The sequence below is a fragment of the Arthrobacter sp. RCC_34 genome, assembly GCF_041360795.1.
Taxonomy (GTDB): Bacteria; Actinomycetota; Actinomycetes; order Actinomycetales; family Micrococcaceae; genus Arthrobacter_E.
Genome location: NZ_JBFUPW010000002.1, coordinates 358,971 through 377,116, shown reverse-complemented (window position 1 = coordinate 377,116; position 18,146 = coordinate 358,971). Strand labels below are relative to the sequence as shown.

Genomic DNA, 18,146 nt, shown 5'->3' with positions numbered 1-18,146 from the left:
CCGCCCTCCGGGGCAGCGGACGGGCGCCGTCGTGTTGACCGGGCTTCCGGCGGTCGTCAGTGCCGCCGACCCCCGTGCCCCTGACCACCGCGCCACGGACCAGCACGCCTCAGCGACGGCGGGACCCAGCGCGCGCGCCACCGCGCGAGGCGTCCTTCGCGGTCGCCGAGGGATCGTTCGACGGCGGCGACCCGCGCCCGGGCCGCCTGCGCCGTGGACTCCGGCCCGGCGCCGTCGTCGTGGTCGCCGTACCGGGCGGACTCGTAGTCCCTCACGAGAGCCTGCACGGCCACGCGGCCGGGCTCGGGCAGGCCGTCCTCCAGCCGGGCGGCGAAGGCCCGGGGCGTCTCGGCGTCGCGGGCGGGAACGCCGTGGTCCTCCGCGGTGGCGAGCAGCTCTTCCATCGCGCCGATCCTCACCCCGGCGCCGCTCTGCGCGGGGGAGAGCCTGCGCGCCCTCTGCCGTCCGCGGAGGGCCTGCGGCAGGACGGAGGCGATCCCCAGCACGACGACGACGGCCACGCCCCAGATCAGGTGTCCCCAGTCGAGCGACTCCCACCACGGCGGGGTCGCCCTGGGCGCGGCCTGCGGAACCGGGGTGGTGGTGGCCGACGCGGAGGCCTGCGGGGTGGAGGTGACGGTGCTGGTGGCCCGGGGTCGGAGCCCCTCGGGGTCGAAATCCGGGACGTTGGTGGCGGACGGGTCGACGGCGTAGCCGGGCACGATGCCGCGCGAAGGGGTGGGTTCGAAGGGGATCCAGCCCGGGCCCTCCAGGTAGATCTCGGGCCAGGCGTGGGCGTCCTGGGCTGCTACGGCATACTCCGTCCGGGTGGGCCCGCCCTGTTCGCCGGCCTGCGTGACCCCCGTGGCACGGCCCGGCGCGAAGCCCACCGCCACACGGCTCGGGAGGCCGATCGCCCGGGCCATGACGGCCATCGCCGTGGCGTAGTGGATGCAGTACCCGCTCTTGGCGTCCAGGAACTTTGCCAGGACCTCCATGCCGGTGCCGTCGTAGCCGTGGTCCGCCGGGGCGGTGACCGAGTAGCTGAAGGCCGGGCCGCGCAGGTACTGCTGCAAGGCCATCGCCTTGTCGAACGGCGTGTCGGCGGTGCGCGTGACCTGAAGTGCGGTCTCCCCGATGACGCGGGGCAAGGTGGCCGGCAGCTCGCGGAACTTCTCCATGACCTGCAGGGGGAGAGTGGCGGGCCGCCGGAGCTCCTCTGCCGTCCAGTCCTGGTTGAAGGAGCGCACCGTGTAGACCTCGTTGGCGCTCGTGGAGTCCCCGCTGCGGCTCCGGACCGTGAGATTGTCCGCGTCGTAGCCCCAATCGCCCTTGGCGCCCTCGACCACCGCGGGGTTCGTGACCATCGGGAGGTAGGGGCTTGAGAAGTCGTGGGTGCTGATCACGGTGGAGAAGAACAGCGGTCCGGTGGATTTCTCCGGCGTCAGGTGCATTTTGCCGTCGTCGAACTGCCGGACGGAGCCGAGGTAGCCGCCGTTGTACTTCTCCGGTTCCCAGCGGTCGCCGGTGAACGAGTCGATCGTGGTCAGCCGCAGATAGGGCGGCGAGGAGGCATCGGTGACGTAGCTGATGACGGTGCCGGTGCCCTGCTGGCGGAGGTTGCTGCTGAGGGAGAGCACCGGGTTCAGACCGTTGCTCTTGCCGAGCGATCCGAGCCGCGAGCCCTGCGGGAAGAGGCCTTCGGTGAATCCCGGGACCAGCGCGGGGATCACCAGCGCCAGCGCGACGGCGGCGGAGCCGAGCACGGTGGCCCGGCCGAGTCCGCGGGATGCGCTGTTCTGGGCGGCGCCGCGGGTGATCTCCGCCGGGTTCTCGGCCTCCTGGGCGGCGCGCAGGGCGCGCCGGGAGATCGCGAGAAGGATGGTGAAGAAGAACGCCGTCGCCGCGAAGGGCCACGCGCCCACGCTCGTGTAGTTGAGGAGTGCGGGCACCAGAAGGACGGCGAGGACCGGGCCGGCCGCCGCGAGCGGGTGCCGTGCCCGCACCACGATCCAGTCCGTGATGAGCACCAGCAGACCCAGACACCCCGAGACGAGATAGGTGATCCCGGGTCCCGGATTGACCGGGACGAACTCGTGCTGCACGGTGTTCTGGGCCTCGGCCATGAGGTCCCAGAAGCCGCCCCAGGCCGCCGGGCTCGGCAGGATGCCCAGGAACGCCCGGTCGGACAGGAACAGCGCGTTGAGGATCAGGCCGAGTGCCACCGCTCCCGTCGCGTAGGGGACCCAGGCGCTGCGGGTGAAGAAACGGGGAACGACGAGCGCCGTCCCGGTCACCTGGACCGCGATGAGCACAGGGAGGAACCAGGACCATCCGTAGATGACGCCGGAGAGCCCTGCCGCCGCGGAAGCCAGCAGGGCGCAGACGCAGGCCGTGACGGGCAGGAGGATCCCCCCGGGCCGGCTCGGGCCCGGCACCCGTTCCGGGGCGGTGGTCATGCCGCGTCACCACCGGCTGCGGTGTGCCTGGCCGGGTGGCCGGCCGCGTGCGCGGGTGTGTGAATGGCGCCGTGCCCGGCCGCGTGCGCCGGGGCCGCGGCGGTCGCGGTGGCGCCCGCCCAGCGTTCCAGGAGCCGGGACGGGGAGTCGCCGGGTGAGGCCCACAGGACGCGCCAGCCGGCAGTCTCCAGCAGGTCGCGGACGTCGGCGCCCGGGCTGGTGGGCCAGCAGCTGATCACGGTCGCCTGGGGCGTCCCGCGGGAGCCGGCCCAGGATGCGGCGGTCCCCGCACCGCTCAGCGTGCCGCTGACGAGGTGCCGCGCGTCGTCGAGCCCCAGCCGGCCCGTGAAGGTCACCAGCAGCCCGCCGGTCCCCGAAAGGGCCAGTGGGGCGGGGTGCTCCGTCAGTTCGAGGGCCGCCAGACATTCGGGAAGCAGCTCCGGCGCCTCCCCGGCCGCCATCACCTCCAGCTCGGGGTGCGGCGCGCTGCGGGACCGCTGGAAGGCGGGCTCTCCCGCATGATCCTGAAGACGCAGTTCGTGGCCCAGTCCGGCGAGACCCAGTGCGACGGAGAGGAACGTCCTGAGCTGCCATTCGAACGACACCGTGGTGCGCAGCGAGGCGGCGGCCCCGGGGACGGGGAACGGTGCCAGTTCGCCGCCGCTGTGGACGGCGGTGCGCTGATCCAGCACCAAAGTGATGCGGGGGAGCGCGCCGCCTTCCTCGTGCCGGACCATGAGCTCACCACGCCGCGCCGTCGAGGGCCAGTGGACCCGGCGCAGTGCGTCGCCGTGCCGGTACTCGCGGACCATCACATCGTTCTCGCTCGCGCTCGCGACCCAGCTGGTCGTCTGACTGCCGCCGACTCCGATCCCGGCGTGGCCCCGCACCAGGTCGAGCAGACCGGGGGCGAGTTCTCCGGGCCGTGGTGTCACGAGGAGCTCGGTGCCAGGATCCACCGTGTGGCGTTTCCAGGCGAGATCGAAGGGGTCCCGGAATTCCGCGGTGACCCCACCCACGGGGAAGACCCCGCGATGCGGTGGGGCCACCCGGTACTCGTAGGCGGAAACCGTTCCGCCCCGCGAGGCCCGGGAGGGGTAGCGGAACCGCGGCGAACCACCGAGGTCGGCCGGCAGCTGCTCCACCATCGTCGACTCGGCCAGGGATCCGCCGCCCCGCAAGCGGGCCCAGGGCGCCCGCCGGCCCGGGTGGGACGACCCGGCCGACCCGGCCGGCGCGGAGGCGGAGGGGCTGATGAAGAGGTGGACGGTCGTCGTCGTGCCCTCCTGCACCGGGAGGGGATGGAATTCGCGGCGCACGAGAAAGCGCTCGTGACGGTTGCGCACTCCCAGCACGGCCAGGACGGGGAGCGCGAGAAGGAAGACGGAGAGCGTGAGCAGATCGCGGCGCCCCAGGATCCAGGCTCCGGCCAGGCAGAGGAGGGCCACCAGCACGAAGCCCAGACCCCGGCGGGTGAGGAGCTTCGCGGGGGACAGCCTGCTCAGCGGCCGGGCTCTCATGGCACCCGGGCCTGGTCTCCGGGCGAGGAGAGGCCCGCGGAGCTCAGGGACGGCCCGTCGGACGCCGGGGAGGCGGCCCGGCGGGCCGCCGCCCGGGACGCCGCGGTGTCCACGGGAAGCCGCTCCAGGATGCCCGCGAGGATGCTCGCCGCATCCTTGCCGTTCAGCACGGCGCGGCGGTCCAGCAGGAGCCGGTGGGCCAGGATGTCCGGCGCGACGACGGCGACATCGTCCGGGAGCACGAAGTCCTGTCCCGCGAGGGCCGCGTGCGCCTTGGCCGCCCTGAGGACGTGCAGCAGCGCACGGGGGCTGGCGCCGAGGACGATGTCCGGATGGCTGCGCGTGGCCTGACCGAGGTCCACCACGTACTCCTTGACGGGTCCGGCGACGTGGACGGCCTGCACGGTAGCGATCATCCGGCGCAGCAGCGCGGTGTCCACCACGGGCCGCAGATCGTTCAGGGGCGACCGGCCCTGGTGCGCCTCGAGCATGTCGAGCTCGGCCGCGCGGTCCGGGTAGCCCATGGAGATCCGGGCCATGAAGCGGTCCCGCTGCGCCTCGGGGAGGGGGAAGGTGCCCTCCATCTCCACGGGGTTCTGGGTGGCGAGGACCATGAACGGCGCACCCAGCGGGTACACCTGTCCGTCCACGCTGACCTGGCTCTCCTCCATGCATTCGAGGAGGGCGGACTGCGTCTTGGCCGAGGCGCGGTTGATCTCGTCCCCGATCACCAGGTTCGCGAACACGGGCCCCGGACGGAATTCGAACTCCCCGCTGGCCTGGTTGTACATGGACACGCCGGTCACATCGGACGGCAGTAGATCGGGCGTGAACTGGATGCGGGAGACGCTGCCGTGAATGGCCCGGGCCAGGGTCTTGGCCAGCATGGTCTTGCCGACGCCGGGGACGTCCTCGAGGAGCAGGTGACCCTGGGCCAGGAGCACCATGAGCGCGGTGCGGGCGGTCTCCTGCTTGCCGTCGATCACCCCGTTGACCGCGTCGAGGATCGCTCGCGCCGCCGAGGAGAACACCTCAGGGGACAAGGGCTCGGGAACCGCCTGCTGGGAGCCGGGCAGCCCGGTGGCGACCCCTCCCGGGCCTGGGCCCTCGATGAAACCCGGATCTGACACGGCCGACCTCTCCTTCACCCGGCGCGAGCCCCCAAAAGCCGAGTCTGACGTGGTGTAACGTGGCTCACTTCCTCACAGCCTACTCATCGCCGCCGCTCCGTCATAGGGTGGTGGGCGCCCGCCGGACTCGGGTGTGGGTGCGTACTACGCTGGAAGCATGTGTGCTCCCGAGACCCCGTTCGCCTATCGCCGCCCCGAGGAAGCTCCGGAGAACGGGCAAGAGGGCCCCGCGGATTCGGCGCGGTCCACCAAGGACGAAGCGGGCCGCAAGCGGAAGCTGGATTACCCTCCGGCGCCGGAACCGCTGCGGATCCCCGTCATGGACAACCACACCCACCTGAACTTCCGCGACGGCCTCGTAGAGGTCTCGGTCAAGGACGCCCTCGACGCCGCCGAGGCGGTGGGCGTGAAGGCCGCCGTGCAGGTGGCCTGCGACCTCGAGTCCGCCCGCTTCACGGTCCGCGCCCTCGACGAGGACCGCCGTCTGCTGGGCGCGCTGGCCATCCACCCGAACGACGCCCCGCTCTACGCGGCGCGCGGCGAGCTGGAGGACGCTCTGCAGGAGATCGAAGACCTCGCGGCGCATCCGCGCGTGCGGGGCATCGGCGAGACCGGCCTGGACTACTTCCGCACCCAGGGGGAGGAGGAGCAGGCGATTCAGCACTATTCCTTCCGCCGCCACATCGACATCGCCCGCCGGCTCGGCCTCACGCTGCAGATCCACGACCGGGACGCGCACGACGACGTCGTCCGGATCCTGCTCGAGGAGGAACAGCCGGAGCGGGTGGTCTTCCATTGCTTCTCCGGCGACGAGAAGCTCGCGGCCATCTGCAACGAGCACGGCTGGTACATGTCGTTCGCCGGGCCGGTCGGGTTCAAGGCGAACGGGCACCTGCGGGAGGCCCTGACGACGGCCCGACGGGACCTGATCATGGTGGAGACCGACTCGCCGTTCCTGACGCCTCATCCGTACCGCGGGCGGCCCAACGCGAGTTACATGATCCCGTACACGATGCGCTCCATGGCCGAAGCGCTGGCGACCGATCTCGATGAATTGTGCGCCGACGTCGCACGCAACACGGAAGCCGCGTACGGCACCTGGGACTGAGACGCAAACCGCCCGCTGAACTGGGCTGACATTCTGAAGGCTCGCCCGCGCGACGGGCGCGTACCGTACCTGACAGCCGGCATCTGCGCGACTTCGCGTGTCGCACACGGCATTCAGGGCTTGGCTGTTTTATAACGCTTCGGTTACAGTGGATGACAGATAGCCGGGGTCGGGGAAGGCCTGCGGACGAATGACACTTCGTTGTGAACCATGGACACCCGTGTGCCGAGAGGCGCCGGGCGACCATCAGGCCTTGCCTTGCGAGGCCCCCGTTCCCCGTGCCCGGACGCACCAGTAGTTTGGGTAGTAGTGAACAAAATCTTCGCAACTGACGGAAAGATCAGTCCCGTCAAGGTGGGCGTGCAGCTCGCGGTGATCCTGGCCCTCGTCGGAGGCCTCCTGGCCTTCGTGGTCAACAACAAGACCGTGAAAATCAACCTCGACGGCCGTGTCAGCTCCGTCCAGACCTTCGGCGGCAATGTCGAGCAGGTCGTGAAGAGCGCGAACATCGACATCGCCGACAAGGACAAGGTCGTTCCCGCCCTGAACAGTGGCGTGCAGGACGGCACCGAGGTCCGGATCAACCGCTCCAAGTCGGTTTCCGTGGTCCTGGACGGCGCGGCGCGTGAGGTCGACACTCACGAGAGCACCGTCGCCGGCCTGGTGAAGGAACTCGGCGTGAAGGACACCTCCCGCGTGTCCCTGCCGGCCGACGCCAACCTGGACGTCAAGGGCACCAGCCTCACCATCTCCACCCCGAAGCATGTCAACCTGATCGTCCGCGGCAAGGGCAGCAAGCTGACCACCACCGCCGCCACCGTCGGTGACGTCCTGAAGGAAGCCAAGGTCGTCCTCGGCAAGAATGACGTCTCGGCCCTCCCGGCCACCGCTCCGGTGACCGCGAACATGACCGTCAAGGTCAGCAACATCGACAAGAGCCGCACGGCCACCGTGAAGGAAGAGATCCCCTTCGACGTGGTGAAGACCGACTCCGCCAAGCTCGACAAGGGCGTGGAGAAGGTCACCACCGAGGGCGTGGCCGGTTCGGTCGAGAAGACCTTCCGCCTCGTGATCGTGGACGGCAAGGAAGCGACCCGCACCCTCGTCACCAGCAAGGTCACGGCCGAGCCCGTGACGGAGCGTGTCGACGTCGGCACCAAGGAGGCCCCCGTGGCCCCCGCCGCCCCGGCTGCTTCCGGCGGATCCAACACCGGCGCCGCGGCTCCGGCCGCTGTGAACGCCGGCATGTGGGACCGCATCGCCCAGTGCGAGTCGACCGGCAACTGGTCCATCAACACCGGTAACGGCTACTACGGCGGCCTGCAGTTCGACATCGGGACCTGGCTCGGCGCCGGTGGCGGCGCGTACGCCCCGAACGCCAGCCTCGCCACTCGCGAACAGCAGATCGACATCGCCAACCGCGTCTACGCCCAGCGCGGGCTGTCCCCCTGGGGCTGCGGCTGGGCTGCCGGATAAGCGGTGCTCCTTTCACCAGCTGAACGACGGCGGCCGGTGACCTTCCCACGGAGGTCGCCGGCCGCCGTCGTCGTGTCCGCCGTCGTCGCGCCGCCGGAGCAGCCCTCCGAGCCCGGCCGCGTCTGACTGAAACCCTCTGACTGAACTCCTCTGACTGAACCCCTGTGGCTGAGTCCGCTATCCGCGGTGTGAATCCGCTACCAGATGTAGCGGATTCACACCGCGGATAGCGGACTCAGCCCGGTGGGGGACCGGTCCGTGGACGTGACCGGTCCCCGCCGTCCACCGGGAGTGGGCTGTGACCGCCGGGTCGGTAGGATTGTCGGGTGAGTGATGCAGCCCAGAACCCCGACGCCGCGACGAACCCCACCCCGTTGCTGGGCGCCGCGGACATCCGCCGTCTGGCCGAGGAGCTCGGCGTCCGGCCGACCAAGACCCTGGGGCAGAACTTCGTGATCGACGGGAACACCATCCGCCGGATCGTTGCCGCCGCCGAACTGGACCCGTCGGAGACCGTGCTCGAGGTCGGCCCGGGCCTCGGCAGCCTCACCCTCGGACTCCTGGACGCCGCCGCCCGCGTGGTCGCCGTGGAGATCGACCCCGTGCTGGCGGGCCGTCTGCCCACCACCGTCGAGGAATTCCGGCCGGGCGCGGCCGAGCGCTTCACCCTCATCAACCAGGACGCTCTCAAGGTCACCGAGCTGCCGCATCAGCCGACCGCCGTCGTCGCCAATCTGCCCTACAACGTCGCGGTGCCGGTGGTGCTCCACCTCCTCGAGCACTTCCCGACCATCCGCCACGGCCTCGTCATGGTGCAGGACGAGGTCGCGGACCGTCTTGCCGCAGGGCCGGGCTCCAAGATCTACGGCGTGCCGTCGGTCAAGGCCGCCTGGTACGGCACCATGCGCAAGGCCGGGGTGATCGGGATGAACGTCTTCTGGCCGGCGCCGAAGATCCACTCCGGGCTGGTCGCGTTCGAGCGCCACGAGGAGGAGACCACGTCCCGCGCCAGCCGCGAAGAGGTTTTCGCCGTGATCGACTCGGCGTTCGCGCAGCGCCGTAAGACCCTCCGCGCCGCCCTGTCCGGCTGGGCCGGGAACGGCGCCGAAGCGGAGCGCCTCCTGCACGTGGCGGGCGTCGATCCGAGTGCCCGCGGCGAAACCCTGGACATCGGCGCCTTCACCCGCATCGCCGAGGCCCGGATCCCCCTGGAGGCCTGAGGATGCGCCGCGGCAACTCCGTGACGGCCTCCGCGCCGGGGAAGATCAACGTCTCCCTGCACGTCGGACCGCTCCGGGAGGACGGATACCACTCGCTGGCGAGCGTCTTCCTCGCGGTGTCCCTGCGGGAAGAGGTGCGGGCGTCACTCCTGGACGAACCGGGCATCCAGGTGGTCCTCTCACCGGACAGCACGCTCGACGTGGATCCCGAGACCATCCCTCTGGACGCCCGGAACCTCGTCCACCGCGCGGCCGCACTCCTCGCCTCGCACTGCGGCCTGGAGCCCGCCGTGCGCCTGGAGATCGTGAAGCGGGTCCCCGTCGCGGGTGGCATGGCGGGAGGATCCGCCGACGCCGCCGCGGCCCTCGTCGCCTGTAACGCGCTGTGGGAGTGCGGACTGAGCCGGGAGGAACTGGCCGCCTTGGGGAGCCGGCTCGGGGCGGACGTGCCCTTCTGCCTCCTTGGCGGAGCGGCGGTGGGCCTGGGCGTGGGCGATGAACTCACCACGGCCCTGGTGCATGGTGAACTCCACTGGGTGGTGGTCCCGGCCGCGTTCGGTCTCTCCACCCCCGAGGTGTTCCGTCGTCTCGACGCGCTCCGCGAGGCCGAGGGCTACGCCGCACCGGAACCGGACTCCGTGGACGCCGCGATCCTGGCGGCCCTCCGCACGCCGGACAGCCACGTGCTGTCCACCCTGATGGTCAACGACCTTCAGCGCGCCGCCCTGGACCTGGCCCCGGAGCTGCGCGACGTGCTCGGCCTGGGGGAGTCCCTGGGCGCCCTCGCGGGGATCGTGTCCGGCTCCGGCCCCACCGTCGCGTTCCTCTGTGAAGACACGACGGCGGCCCGCGCCCTCGCGGACGGCTTCAGCCACCGCGGCCTGGGGTCCTTCGTGCTCACGGCCCCGTCGCCGGGCGCCTATGTGCATCAATGAGAGGGCGTCGGGCACGGACTCCCCGATCCGCCTACGATAGACAGGTTCAGCGCGCCGTGAGGGCGGGTCTTCCGGATCCGCACGGCACGGCCCTCTGAACCGGACACACCGACGAAAGCAGCACATGGCACATCTTCTGGGCGGCGAGAACCTCGCCGTGTCTTTCGGCACCCGCACCGTCCTGGACGGCGTCACGGTGGGACTCGAGGACGGCGACCGGATCGGGATCGTGGGCCGCAACGGCGATGGCAAGTCCACGCTCATGCGGTTCCTGGCTCAGCGCGCGCAGCCCGACGACGGCCGCGTGACGCAGCGCCGCGACCTGCGGGTCGGGTACCTGGACCAGCAGGACGTGCTGGACGGGGACGACACGGTGGGCCAGGCGATCGTCGGGGACATGGCGGACCACGAATGGGCCGCGGACCCGAAGATCCGCGAGATCATGGGCGGCCTGGTGGGGGACGTGGACTGGGACTCGAACGTCCACAGCCTCTCGGGCGGGCAGAAGCGCCGCGTTGCGCTGGCGAAGCTCCTGATCGGCGACCACGACGTCATCATGCTCGACGAGCCCACCAACCACCTCGACGTCGAAGGCGTGGCGTGGCTGGCCCGTCACCTCAAGAACCGCTGGCGTGCCACTGAGGGTGCGTTCCTGGTCGTCACCCACGACCGCTGGTTCCTGGACGAGATCTGCACCAAGACCTGGGAGGTCCACGACGGTGTGGTGGACCCGTTCGAGGGCGGCTACGCGGCGTACGTCCTGGCCCGTGCCGAGCGGGACCGCATGGCGTCGGTCGTGGAAGCGAAGCGCGAGCAGCTCGTGAAGAAGGAACTTGCCTGGCTGCGCCGTGGCGCCCCGGCGCGCACCTCCAAGCCGAAGTTCCGGATCGAGGCGGCCAACGCCCTCATCGAGGATGTGCCCGCGCCCCGTGACACGCTGGCGCTCAGCAAGATGGCCACCGCCCGCCTGGGCAAGGACGTCATCGACCTGGAGAACGTCACCCTGGACCGCCGCCCCGCTCCGGGCGAAGCCGAGGACCAGAGTGGTGCGCCGCTCTTCGACAACATCACCCTGCGCCTCGCCCCGGGTGAACGTGTGGGTCTGGTCGGCGTGAACGGCGCCGGCAAGTCGACGCTCCTGCGCTTGCTGTCCGGGGAGGTCGTGCCTACGAGCGGCAAGGTCAAGCGCGGCAAGACCGTGGTCCCGGCTGTGCTGAGTCAGGAAGTCCACGAATTGCGTGAGGTGGATGACCTCCGCGTGGTCGAGCTGATCGAGCGCGAGAAGCGGTCCTTCAGCGTGGGCGGCAAGGACCTCACCGCCGGGCAGCTCGTGGAGCAGCTCGGGTTCACGAACGCCCGTCAGTGGACGCCCATCCGGGACCTCTCCGGCGGCGAGCGGCGACGCCTCCAGCTCCTGCGTCTCCTGGTGGGGGAGCCCAATGTGCTCATGCTCGACGAGCCCACCAACGACCTGGACACGGACACCCTCGCCGCGGTGGAGGACGTCCTGGACGGCTGGCCCGGCACGCTCGTGGTCGTCAGCCACGACCGGTATCTGCTCGAACGCGTGACGGATCACCAGATCGCGCTCCTGGGCGACGGCAAGATCCGTGGGCTTCCACGGGGCGTCGATCAGTATCTGGAGCTGCGCGAGGCGGCACTGGCCGCTTCGTCCGCCAAGGCGAGCGGCCCGACGGCGGCCGGCGGCTCCGGCGCGGCGGGCACACAGGACGGCGGCGCGCCGTCGTCGGGGGCCAGCGAGGCGGAGAAGCGCGAGGCGCGCAAGAACATCAACCGGATCGAACGCCAGCTCGGCAAGCTCGCCCAGCAGGAGGAGAAGCTGCACGGCCAGATGGCCACGGCCTCCGAGAAGGGTGACTTCGACACCCTCGGCGGGCTGAACACCCAGCTCAACGAGGTGCTCGAAGAGAAGGAGACCCTCGAGATGGAGTGGCTCGAAGCTGCCGAGGTCCTGGGGGAGTAGCGCCGTTCTCTCACATCGACTGCTCCGTAGAATGTCGAAATCTCCCGAAAACTCGGGAAAACAGCATCCTACGGAGCGGTCGATCGTTTAAAGACCAGACTTGGACCTCCGGGAACGGATCGGGGCCGGGGTTGACCGGGCGCGAGAGAGGTCCCGGGGAGCGGCGGTGAAGACCCGGGACGCTGCCTAGGCTGAGGGACACGTCCGGCCGGAAGCGGGCCGGATCCGAGTTCCGGGGAGGGCCGTGCCGTTCCATGATCTGCTGCACGTGGCCGCGGTGGTGCTCACCGCCGTCGCGGTCGGGGTGCATCCGGGCTGGCGTGACCGGCCGCGGCTTCCCCGACTGACCGGCTGCGTCCTCATGCTCGTCGCAATGGTGGACGTGGCCTATCTGGGGTTGCTGAGCGTCGTGGTCTGGGTGCCGGTGCTCGTGCTGTCGGCCATCGCGCTGTCGGCGCAGAGCCGGCGGGAGCCGTCAGGCTGCGTCGCACGCCTGCACGACAGCCTCGGGCTCATCGTCATGGCCGTGCTGCTTCCCTTCATGCACCCGGCGACGGGGCACGGCGTTCCCGCCACGACGGCGCACGCGGGCCACGCGTCCGCGGGAGGGCTGCTGGGCGTCCTGAGCGGAGCGCTGGTGCTGTGCCATGTCGCGGGTTCCGTGTGGGGTGTCGCGCGGAACGCCGAGCCCGCGGTGCGCGGTCAGTATCTCCTCATGGGCGGCGCCACGGCGCTCATGTCCGCCGCGGTCCTCGGCTGAGCCGGGCGGCTCAGCCTCAGCGCTGCTGCTCCGCCAGATCGGGAGTGCCGGACACCGGGTCCTCCAGCGTCCGACCACCACCGCGCTGAGCCGCCGCACCGGCGAACACCACGAGTGCGATCCCGAGCATCTGCATCACCGTGGGCATCTGGCTCAGGATCAGCAGACCGATCAGGATGCCGAACGCCGGCTCGATCGCGAGGAGCGTGCCGAACGCCGTGTGGTTCATGCGGCGCAGGGCGAGCATCTCCAGAGCGAATGAGATGACCGGCGTGATGAGCGCGATCCCCGCGATGACCAGGAGCAGCACCCAGTCGATGTCGCCGGAGAGCACCTGCGGCAGCCCGACGGCGGTGGTCGCGACGGCGGCGACCGGGATGGTGAGCGCCAGGCCGCTGATGCCGGAGAACCGGTCGCCGACCAGCTGAGTGAGCACGTTGTACAGTCCCCAGCAGGCCCCCGCCAGCAGGGCGAACCCGACGCCCAGCAGGTCCACGCCCCCGTGCCAGGGCTCGGTGAGCAGGACGACGCCGAGCAACGCGATCACGGGCCAGATGAGCGCCTTGCGCTGTTTGCCGGCCAGCCCGGCAACCGTGAGCGGGCCGAGGAACTCGATCGCCACCGCGGTTCCCAGGGGGATCCGTTCCACGGCCGCGAGGAAGAACGTCGTCATGAAGCCGGTGACGACGCCCAGTGCCACGAGTTTCGGGACATCCTGCCGGGTGATCGAGCGGAAGGAGGGGCGCGCGATGAGCAGCAGGAAGACGGCCCCGAAACACATACGCAGCCAGGCGGTGCCGCCCGGTCCGATGTGCTCGATGACCCCGACCGACAGCGCGTTCGAGACCTGGATCATGAGCATGGCGGCGATCGCCATGGACCAGGCGGGGATCCGCACGGTGCCGTTCCGGGTGGTCATGGTGCTCCATTCAGTGGTGAAGGTTCAGTGGTGAAGGTTCAGGGGTGGTTCGAGTGGTGAAAGTCGGTGAAAAGCACACCGTGCGGAGAACGCGCAGTGGTCGCCGGCCCGCTGAAGCGCAACCGGGACGGCACCGTGACGGCTGCCGTCAGCCGGTCTCGGCGTCCAGTGTCCGGGGTGTGCCGACCCCGGGCTCGTGGACCGTGAGGAGGAACCGGGCGGGGTCCGTGTGAGGGTTCCGGTAGGAGTGGTCCGAGTCGCCGAAGAAGGAGAGGGCGTCGCCGGGGCCGAGCTCGTACGTCTGCCCGTCCACGGTCACGACGATCGCGCCCACCTGCACCTGCAGGAGTTCCCGGGTGCCCTCGGAGTGCGCTTCGCTGACGTGCAGTTCGCCGGGCGCCAGGGTCCAGTCCCAGAGCTCCACCACGTCCGGTGGCTGTGTCCCGGCGACCAGCACACCCCGGCCACCGGCTGCTCCGGTCCAGAGGACCGCCCCCTCCCCGTGCCGCGTCACCTTCGCCGCGCGGGTCGCGGGCGGCTCGACGAGCGCGGGGAGCCCGACGCCAAGTGCGTCACTGAGCCGCAGGAGCGTGCCGACGCTGGGGTTCACGGAGCCCTGCTCCACGTTGACGACCATGCGGCGGCTCACGCCCGCGGCGTCGGCGAGCTGATCCAGGGTCCAGGCCAGGGCTTTGCGCTCCTGCCGGACCCGGGCGCCGATCGCCTGCGCCAGTGATTCCGCCGCTTCATCCATAAGTGCATCATAGTGCACGAAACGTGCACTGTGAAAGGGCGTCCTTGCGGATACATACCCCCTGGGGGTATGTTGAACTGGAGATACCCCCAGGGGGTATGATCGTTGTGAAAGGGGAACCACATGAGCAGCACCGCCACCGAGGTCGAACTCGATATCACCGGCATGACCTGCGCCTCCTGCGCCAACCGCATCGAGCGCAAGCTCAACAAGGTCGACGGGGTCGAGGCCACGGTCAACTACGCCACCGAGAAGGCGCGCGTCACAGCACCCGGGGGCTTCGACGTCGCGCTGCTCATCGGCGCGGTGGAGCAGGCCGGCTACGGCGCCACCGTTCACGAGGAGGAGGCCCCGCAAGACGACTCGGAGCTGAACTCCCTGCGCCGCCGCCTCTGGACCTCGGTGGTGCTGGCCGTCCCGGTGATCGTGCTGTCGATGGTCCCGGCGTTCCAGTTCACCGGATGGCAGTGGGTGTCGCTCGTCCTGGCCACGCCGGTCATCCTCTGGGGCGCGTGGCCGTTCCACCGGGCGGCCTGGACCAACCTCCGCCACGGCGCAGCCACCATGGACACCCTGGTCTCCGTCGGCACCCTGGCGGCCTACCTCTGGTCCCTCTATGCACTCTTCTTCGGCCACGCCGGCATGCTCGGGATGCGCCACGAGTTCTCGTTCGCCATCCAGCGCAGCGACGGCGCCGGCAACATCTACCTGGAAGTCGCCGCCGGGGTGACCATGTTCCTCCTGGCCGGGCGCTACTTCGAGAAGCGGTCGAAGCGCCAGGCGGGCGCGGCCCTGCGGGCCCTCCTGGAGCTGGGCGCCAAGGAGGTGACCGTCCTGCGCGACGGCGGCGAGCACCGCATCCCCGTGGCGGAACTCCGCGTGGGGGATGAGTTCGTCGTCCGGCCCGGCGAGAAGATCGCCACCGACGGCACGGTGGTGGACGGCGTCTCGGCCGTCGACGCCTCGATGATCACCGGCGAATCCGTCCCCGTGGACGTCGCGCCCGGCGGCGCCGTGGTCGGGGCCACCGTCAACACCTCGGGCCGCCTGGTGGTCCGAGCCTCGCGCGTCGGCAACGACACCCAGCTCGCCCAGATGGCCCGGCTCGTCGAGGACGCGCAGTCCGGCAAAGCCGAGGTTCAGCGCCTGGCGGACCGGATCTCCGGGGTCTTCGTGCCGGTGGTCATCGGCATCGCGCTGCTCACGCTCGTCACCTGGCTCTTGCTGGGCCAGCCCGTCGCCGCAGCGTTCACCGCCGCGGTCGCCGTCCTGATCATCGCCTGCCCGTGTGCCCTGGGTCTCGCGACGCCGACCGCGCTCCTGGTCGGCACAGGGCGTGGCGCGCAGCTCGGCATCCTCATCAAGGGCCCGGAGGTCCTTGAGAGCACGCGCCGCGTCGACACCGTGGTCCTCGACAAGACCGGCACCGTCACGACCGGGAAGATGGAGCTGGACCAGGTCCTGACGGTGGGCGGGGACTCGGCGGACCGCCTGACCGCGCTGCGCCTGGCCGGAGCCCTGGAACACGCGAGTGAGCACCCGATCGCCCGGGCGATCGTCCGCGGCGCTCAGGCGGAGGTGGAGGAACTCCCGACGGTTTCCGGGTTCCGGAATGAGCAGGGGCTCGGTGTCCGCGGAACCGTCGAGGGCGTCGGCGTCCTGGCGGGTCGCGAAGCGTTCCTGGCCGCGGAGGGGCTGACCTTGCCCGGGGAACTCCGCCGCGCCAAAGCCGAGGCGGAGGCGCAGGGGCGGACCGCCGTCGTCGTCGGCTGGGATGGGGAGGCGCGTGCGGTCCTGACCGTGGCCGATCAGCTCAAGCCGAGCAGCGCCGAAGCCGTCCGCCGGCTCAAGGGGCTGGGCCTCGAACCCGTGCTGCTGACCGGTGACAACGACGCCGTGGCGCGGCGCATCGCCGCCGAGGTGGGGATCGAACGGGTGGTGGCCGAGGTACTGCCGCAGGACAAGGTGGACGTGGTCCGCGGTCTGCAGGCCGAGGGGCGCGTGGTGGCGATGGCCGGCGACGGGGTCAACGACGCCGCGGCGCTCGCGGCCGCCGATCTGGGCCTGGCGATGGGGACCGGGACGGACGCGGCCATCGAGGCGTCCGACCTCACCCTGGTGCGCGGGGACCTGCTCGGAGCCGTCGACGCGATCCGGCTCTCGCGGGCGACGCTGCGCACCATCAAGGTCAATCTGTTCTGGGCGTTCGCCTACAACGTGGCGGCGATCCCGCTGGCTGCGCTCGGACTGCTGAATCCGATGATCGCCGGGGCGGCCATGGCCTTCTCCAGCGTGTTCGTAGTGGGGAACAGTCTGCGGCTGCGGCGGTTCAAGGGCACCGGGTCTTTCAAGGGCGCAGGGTCTCTTAAGAGCGCCGTGTCCTGAGCCCTCGCGCGTCGTCTGTGAAGGACCCGTCCGGTGCCCGGGCGGGTCCTTCGGCGTTCCCGGGGGAGTGGACGGGCCTACCGGTGTGACGTGGAACACGCTATAGTACCGAATGTTCGGTAAGTAATACTGCGCGCCCCTGAGCTGGAGGAGTGAAGCATGCAGGACCTGACTCCGCGTCCCGATGAGCTGGACCCCATCGAGACCGCTTCCGTCGACGAGCTGCGGGCGCTGCAGCTGGACCGCCTGAAATGGACGCTCCGTCACGCCTACGACAACGTCCCGCACTACCGGAAGGCCTTCGACGAGGCCGGGGTCCATCCCGAGGACCTGACGTCCCTGGAGGACCTGGCCCGTTTCCCCTTCACCAGCAAGGCCGACCTCCGGGAGAACTACCCCTTCGGCATGCTCGCCGTGCCGCGCGAGCAGGTGGCACGGGTGCACGCCTCGTCCGGGACCACCGGGCGCCCGACCGTGGTCGGTTACACGAAGGACGATCTGGCCATGTGGGCCACGGTCATGGCGCGCAGCATCCGGGCGGCCGGCGGACGTCCGGGCGACATGCTCCACAACGCCTACGGTTATGGCCTCTTCACGGGCGGTCTCGGCGCACACGCCGGCGCCGAACACCTGGGCTGCACCGTGGTTCCCGTCTCCGGCGGCATGACCGAGCGCCAGGTGCAGCTCATCCAGGACTTCAAGCCGGACATCATCATGGTCACCCCGTCCTACATGCTCGCGGTCATCGAGGAGATGGAACGTCAGGGCATCGACCCGCGCTCGACCTCCCTCAAGGTCGGCATCTTCGGTGCCGAACCGTGGACCAACGACATGCGCCGCGAAATGGAAGAGCGCCTCGACATGCACGCCGTGGACATCTACGGGCTGTCCGAGGTGATCGGCCCGGGCGTGGCCAGCGAATGCGTCGAGACGAAGGACGGCCTGACGGTCTGGGAGGACCACTTCTACCCGGAGATCGTGGATCCCATCACGCTGGAGCCGGTGCCGGAAGGCCAGGAGGGCGAACTGGTGTTCACCTCCCTGACCAAGCAGGCCATGCCGATCATCCGGTACCGCACCCGCGATCTGACCCGCCTGCTGCCGGGCACCGCGCGCACCATGCGCCGGATCGAGAAGATCACCGGCCGCACCGACGACATGATCATCCTGCGCGGCGTGAATCTCTTCCCCACCCAGATCGAGGAGCTGATCCTCCACACTCCGGAGCTGTCACCGCACTTCCAGTGCCACCTCTCGCGGCAGGGCATGCTGGACGAGCTGACCGTGCGGGTCGAACAGCGCGACGGCGTCACCCCCGAGGCCGCGCACGCTGCGGCGATGACCTTGAAGCGGCTGGTCAAGAGCAAGATCGGCGTCACGGTCGCCGTGGATGTCGTGATCCCGGGCAGCATGGAACGTTCCAACGGCAAGATGCGCCGGATCGTGGACAGCCGCCCGAAGAGGTAGTTCGCGCGACCTTGCACTTTCTCGGGGAT

13 protein-coding genes are annotated in these 18,146 nt (G+C 70.3%); 8 read left to right on the top strand and 5 right to left on the bottom strand.

Annotated features, from left to right (window positions below; genetic code table 11):
- Positions 1–56: 56 nt before the first annotated feature.
- Genes AB6732_RS10415 through AB6732_RS10405 form a run of 3 tightly spaced genes read right to left on the bottom strand, consistent with a single transcriptional unit; the run spans position 57 to position 5,022 of the window.
- Entirely contained in the window at positions 57–2,459 is a 2,403-nt protein-coding gene (locus AB6732_RS10415) for a DUF3488 and DUF4129 domain-containing transglutaminase family protein (protein WP_370959893.1), read from the bottom strand.
- Positions 2,456–3,979 (bottom strand): DUF58 domain-containing protein, encoded by a 1,524-nt coding sequence (locus AB6732_RS10410; protein WP_370959892.1) that lies wholly within the window; start codon positions 3,977–3,979, stop codon positions 2,456–2,458. The genes AB6732_RS10415 and AB6732_RS10410 overlap by 4 nt, the downstream gene beginning before the upstream one ends.
- The gene (locus tag AB6732_RS10405) at positions 3,976–5,022 is read right to left on the bottom strand and encodes an AAA family ATPase (protein WP_370960119.1); all 1,047 of its coding nucleotides are present in this window, start codon (positions 5,020–5,022) and stop codon (positions 3,976–3,978) included. Before AB6732_RS10405 ends, AB6732_RS10410 begins: the two co-directional genes overlap by 4 nt.
- A gap of 244 nt (positions 5,023–5,266) precedes the next feature.
- Between AB6732_RS10405 and AB6732_RS10400 the strand changes: the two genes are divergently transcribed.
- The 6 genes from AB6732_RS10400 (at position 5,267) to AB6732_RS10375 (ending at position 12,592) form a co-directional block, all read left to right on the top strand.
- On the top strand, positions 5,267–6,217 hold the full coding sequence (locus AB6732_RS10400; RefSeq protein ID WP_370959891.1) for a TatD family hydrolase: 951 nt from the start codon (positions 5,267–5,269) through the stop codon (positions 6,215–6,217).
- Between the two features lie 309 nt (positions 6,218–6,526).
- Positions 6,527–7,693, top strand: coding sequence for a transglycosylase family protein (locus AB6732_RS10395; protein ID WP_370959890.1), 1,167 nt, complete (start codon positions 6,527–6,529; stop codon positions 7,691–7,693).
- A gap of 326 nt (positions 7,694–8,019) precedes the next feature.
- On the top strand, positions 8,020–8,913 hold the full coding sequence (rsmA, locus tag AB6732_RS10390) for a 16S rRNA (adenine(1518)-N(6)/adenine(1519)-N(6))-dimethyltransferase RsmA (protein ID WP_370959889.1): 894 nt from the start codon (positions 8,020–8,022) through the stop codon (positions 8,911–8,913).
- Between the two features lie 2 nt (positions 8,914–8,915).
- Positions 8,916–9,848 (top strand): 4-(cytidine 5'-diphospho)-2-C-methyl-D-erythritol kinase, encoded by a 933-nt coding sequence (locus tag AB6732_RS10385; RefSeq protein ID WP_370959888.1) that lies wholly within the window; start codon positions 8,916–8,918, stop codon positions 9,846–9,848.
- Between the two features lie 124 nt (positions 9,849–9,972).
- Entirely contained in the window at positions 9,973–11,832 is a 1,860-nt protein-coding gene (locus tag AB6732_RS10380) for an ABC-F family ATP-binding cassette domain-containing protein (protein ID WP_370959887.1), read from the top strand.
- A 244-nt stretch (positions 11,833–12,076) separates the two neighbouring features.
- Positions 12,077–12,592: a hypothetical protein gene (locus tag AB6732_RS10375; RefSeq protein WP_370959886.1), complete on the top strand. Its 516-nt coding sequence runs from the start codon at positions 12,077–12,079 to the stop codon at positions 12,590–12,592.
- A gap of 16 nt (positions 12,593–12,608) precedes the next feature.
- On the opposite strand, the gene AB6732_RS10370 is transcribed toward AB6732_RS10375, so the two are convergent.
- Both AB6732_RS10370 and AB6732_RS10365 read right to left on the bottom strand, forming a co-directional pair.
- Positions 12,609–13,511 carry a DMT family transporter gene (locus AB6732_RS10370; protein WP_370959885.1) on the bottom strand — a complete coding sequence of 301 codons (903 nt, stop codon included), beginning with the start codon at positions 13,509–13,511 and terminating at the stop codon, positions 12,609–12,611.
- A gap of 148 nt (positions 13,512–13,659) precedes the next feature.
- Positions 13,660–14,265 (bottom strand): helix-turn-helix domain-containing protein, encoded by a 606-nt coding sequence (locus AB6732_RS10365; RefSeq protein ID WP_370959884.1) that lies wholly within the window; start codon positions 14,263–14,265, stop codon positions 13,660–13,662.
- A gap of 123 nt (positions 14,266–14,388) precedes the next feature.
- On the opposite strand from AB6732_RS10365, the gene AB6732_RS10360 reads away from it, so the two are divergent.
- Positions 14,389–16,650, top strand: coding sequence for a heavy metal translocating P-type ATPase (locus tag AB6732_RS10360; RefSeq protein ID WP_370959883.1), 2,262 nt, complete (start codon positions 14,389–14,391; stop codon positions 16,648–16,650).
- A gap of 159 nt (positions 16,651–16,809) precedes the next feature.
- Positions 16,810–18,117 (top strand): phenylacetate--CoA ligase PaaK, encoded by a 1,308-nt coding sequence (paaK, locus tag AB6732_RS10355; RefSeq protein ID WP_370959882.1) that lies wholly within the window; start codon positions 16,810–16,812, stop codon positions 18,115–18,117.
- Positions 18,118–18,146: the final 29 nt, after the last annotated feature.

Coding starts and splice junctions, on each gene's coding strand:
- AB6732_RS10360 (WP_370959883.1), top strand. CDS start 14,389: ATGAGCAGCACCGCCACCGAGGTCGAACTCGATATCACCGGCATGACC.
- AB6732_RS10370 (WP_370959885.1), bottom strand. CDS start 13,511: ATGACCACCCGGAACGGCACCGTGCGGATCCCCGCCTGGTCCATGGCG.
- AB6732_RS10385 (WP_370959888.1), top strand. CDS start 8,916: ATGCGCCGCGGCAACTCCGTGACGGCCTCCGCGCCGGGGAAGATCAAC.
- AB6732_RS10400 (WP_370959891.1), top strand. CDS start 5,267: ATGTGTGCTCCCGAGACCCCGTTCGCCTATCGCCGCCCCGAGGAAGCT.
- AB6732_RS10380 (WP_370959887.1), top strand. CDS start 9,973: ATGGCACATCTTCTGGGCGGCGAGAACCTCGCCGTGTCTTTCGGCACC.
- AB6732_RS10365 (WP_370959884.1), bottom strand. CDS start 14,265: ATGGATGAAGCGGCGGAATCACTGGCGCAGGCGATCGGCGCCCGGGTC.
- AB6732_RS10410 (WP_370959892.1), bottom strand. CDS start 3,979: ATGAGAGCCCGGCCGCTGAGCAGGCTGTCCCCCGCGAAGCTCCTCACC.
- paaK (WP_370959882.1), top strand. CDS start 16,810: ATGCAGGACCTGACTCCGCGTCCCGATGAGCTGGACCCCATCGAGACC.
- AB6732_RS10415 (WP_370959893.1), bottom strand. CDS start 2,459: ATGACCACCGCCCCGGAACGGGTGCCGGGCCCGAGCCGGCCCGGGGGG.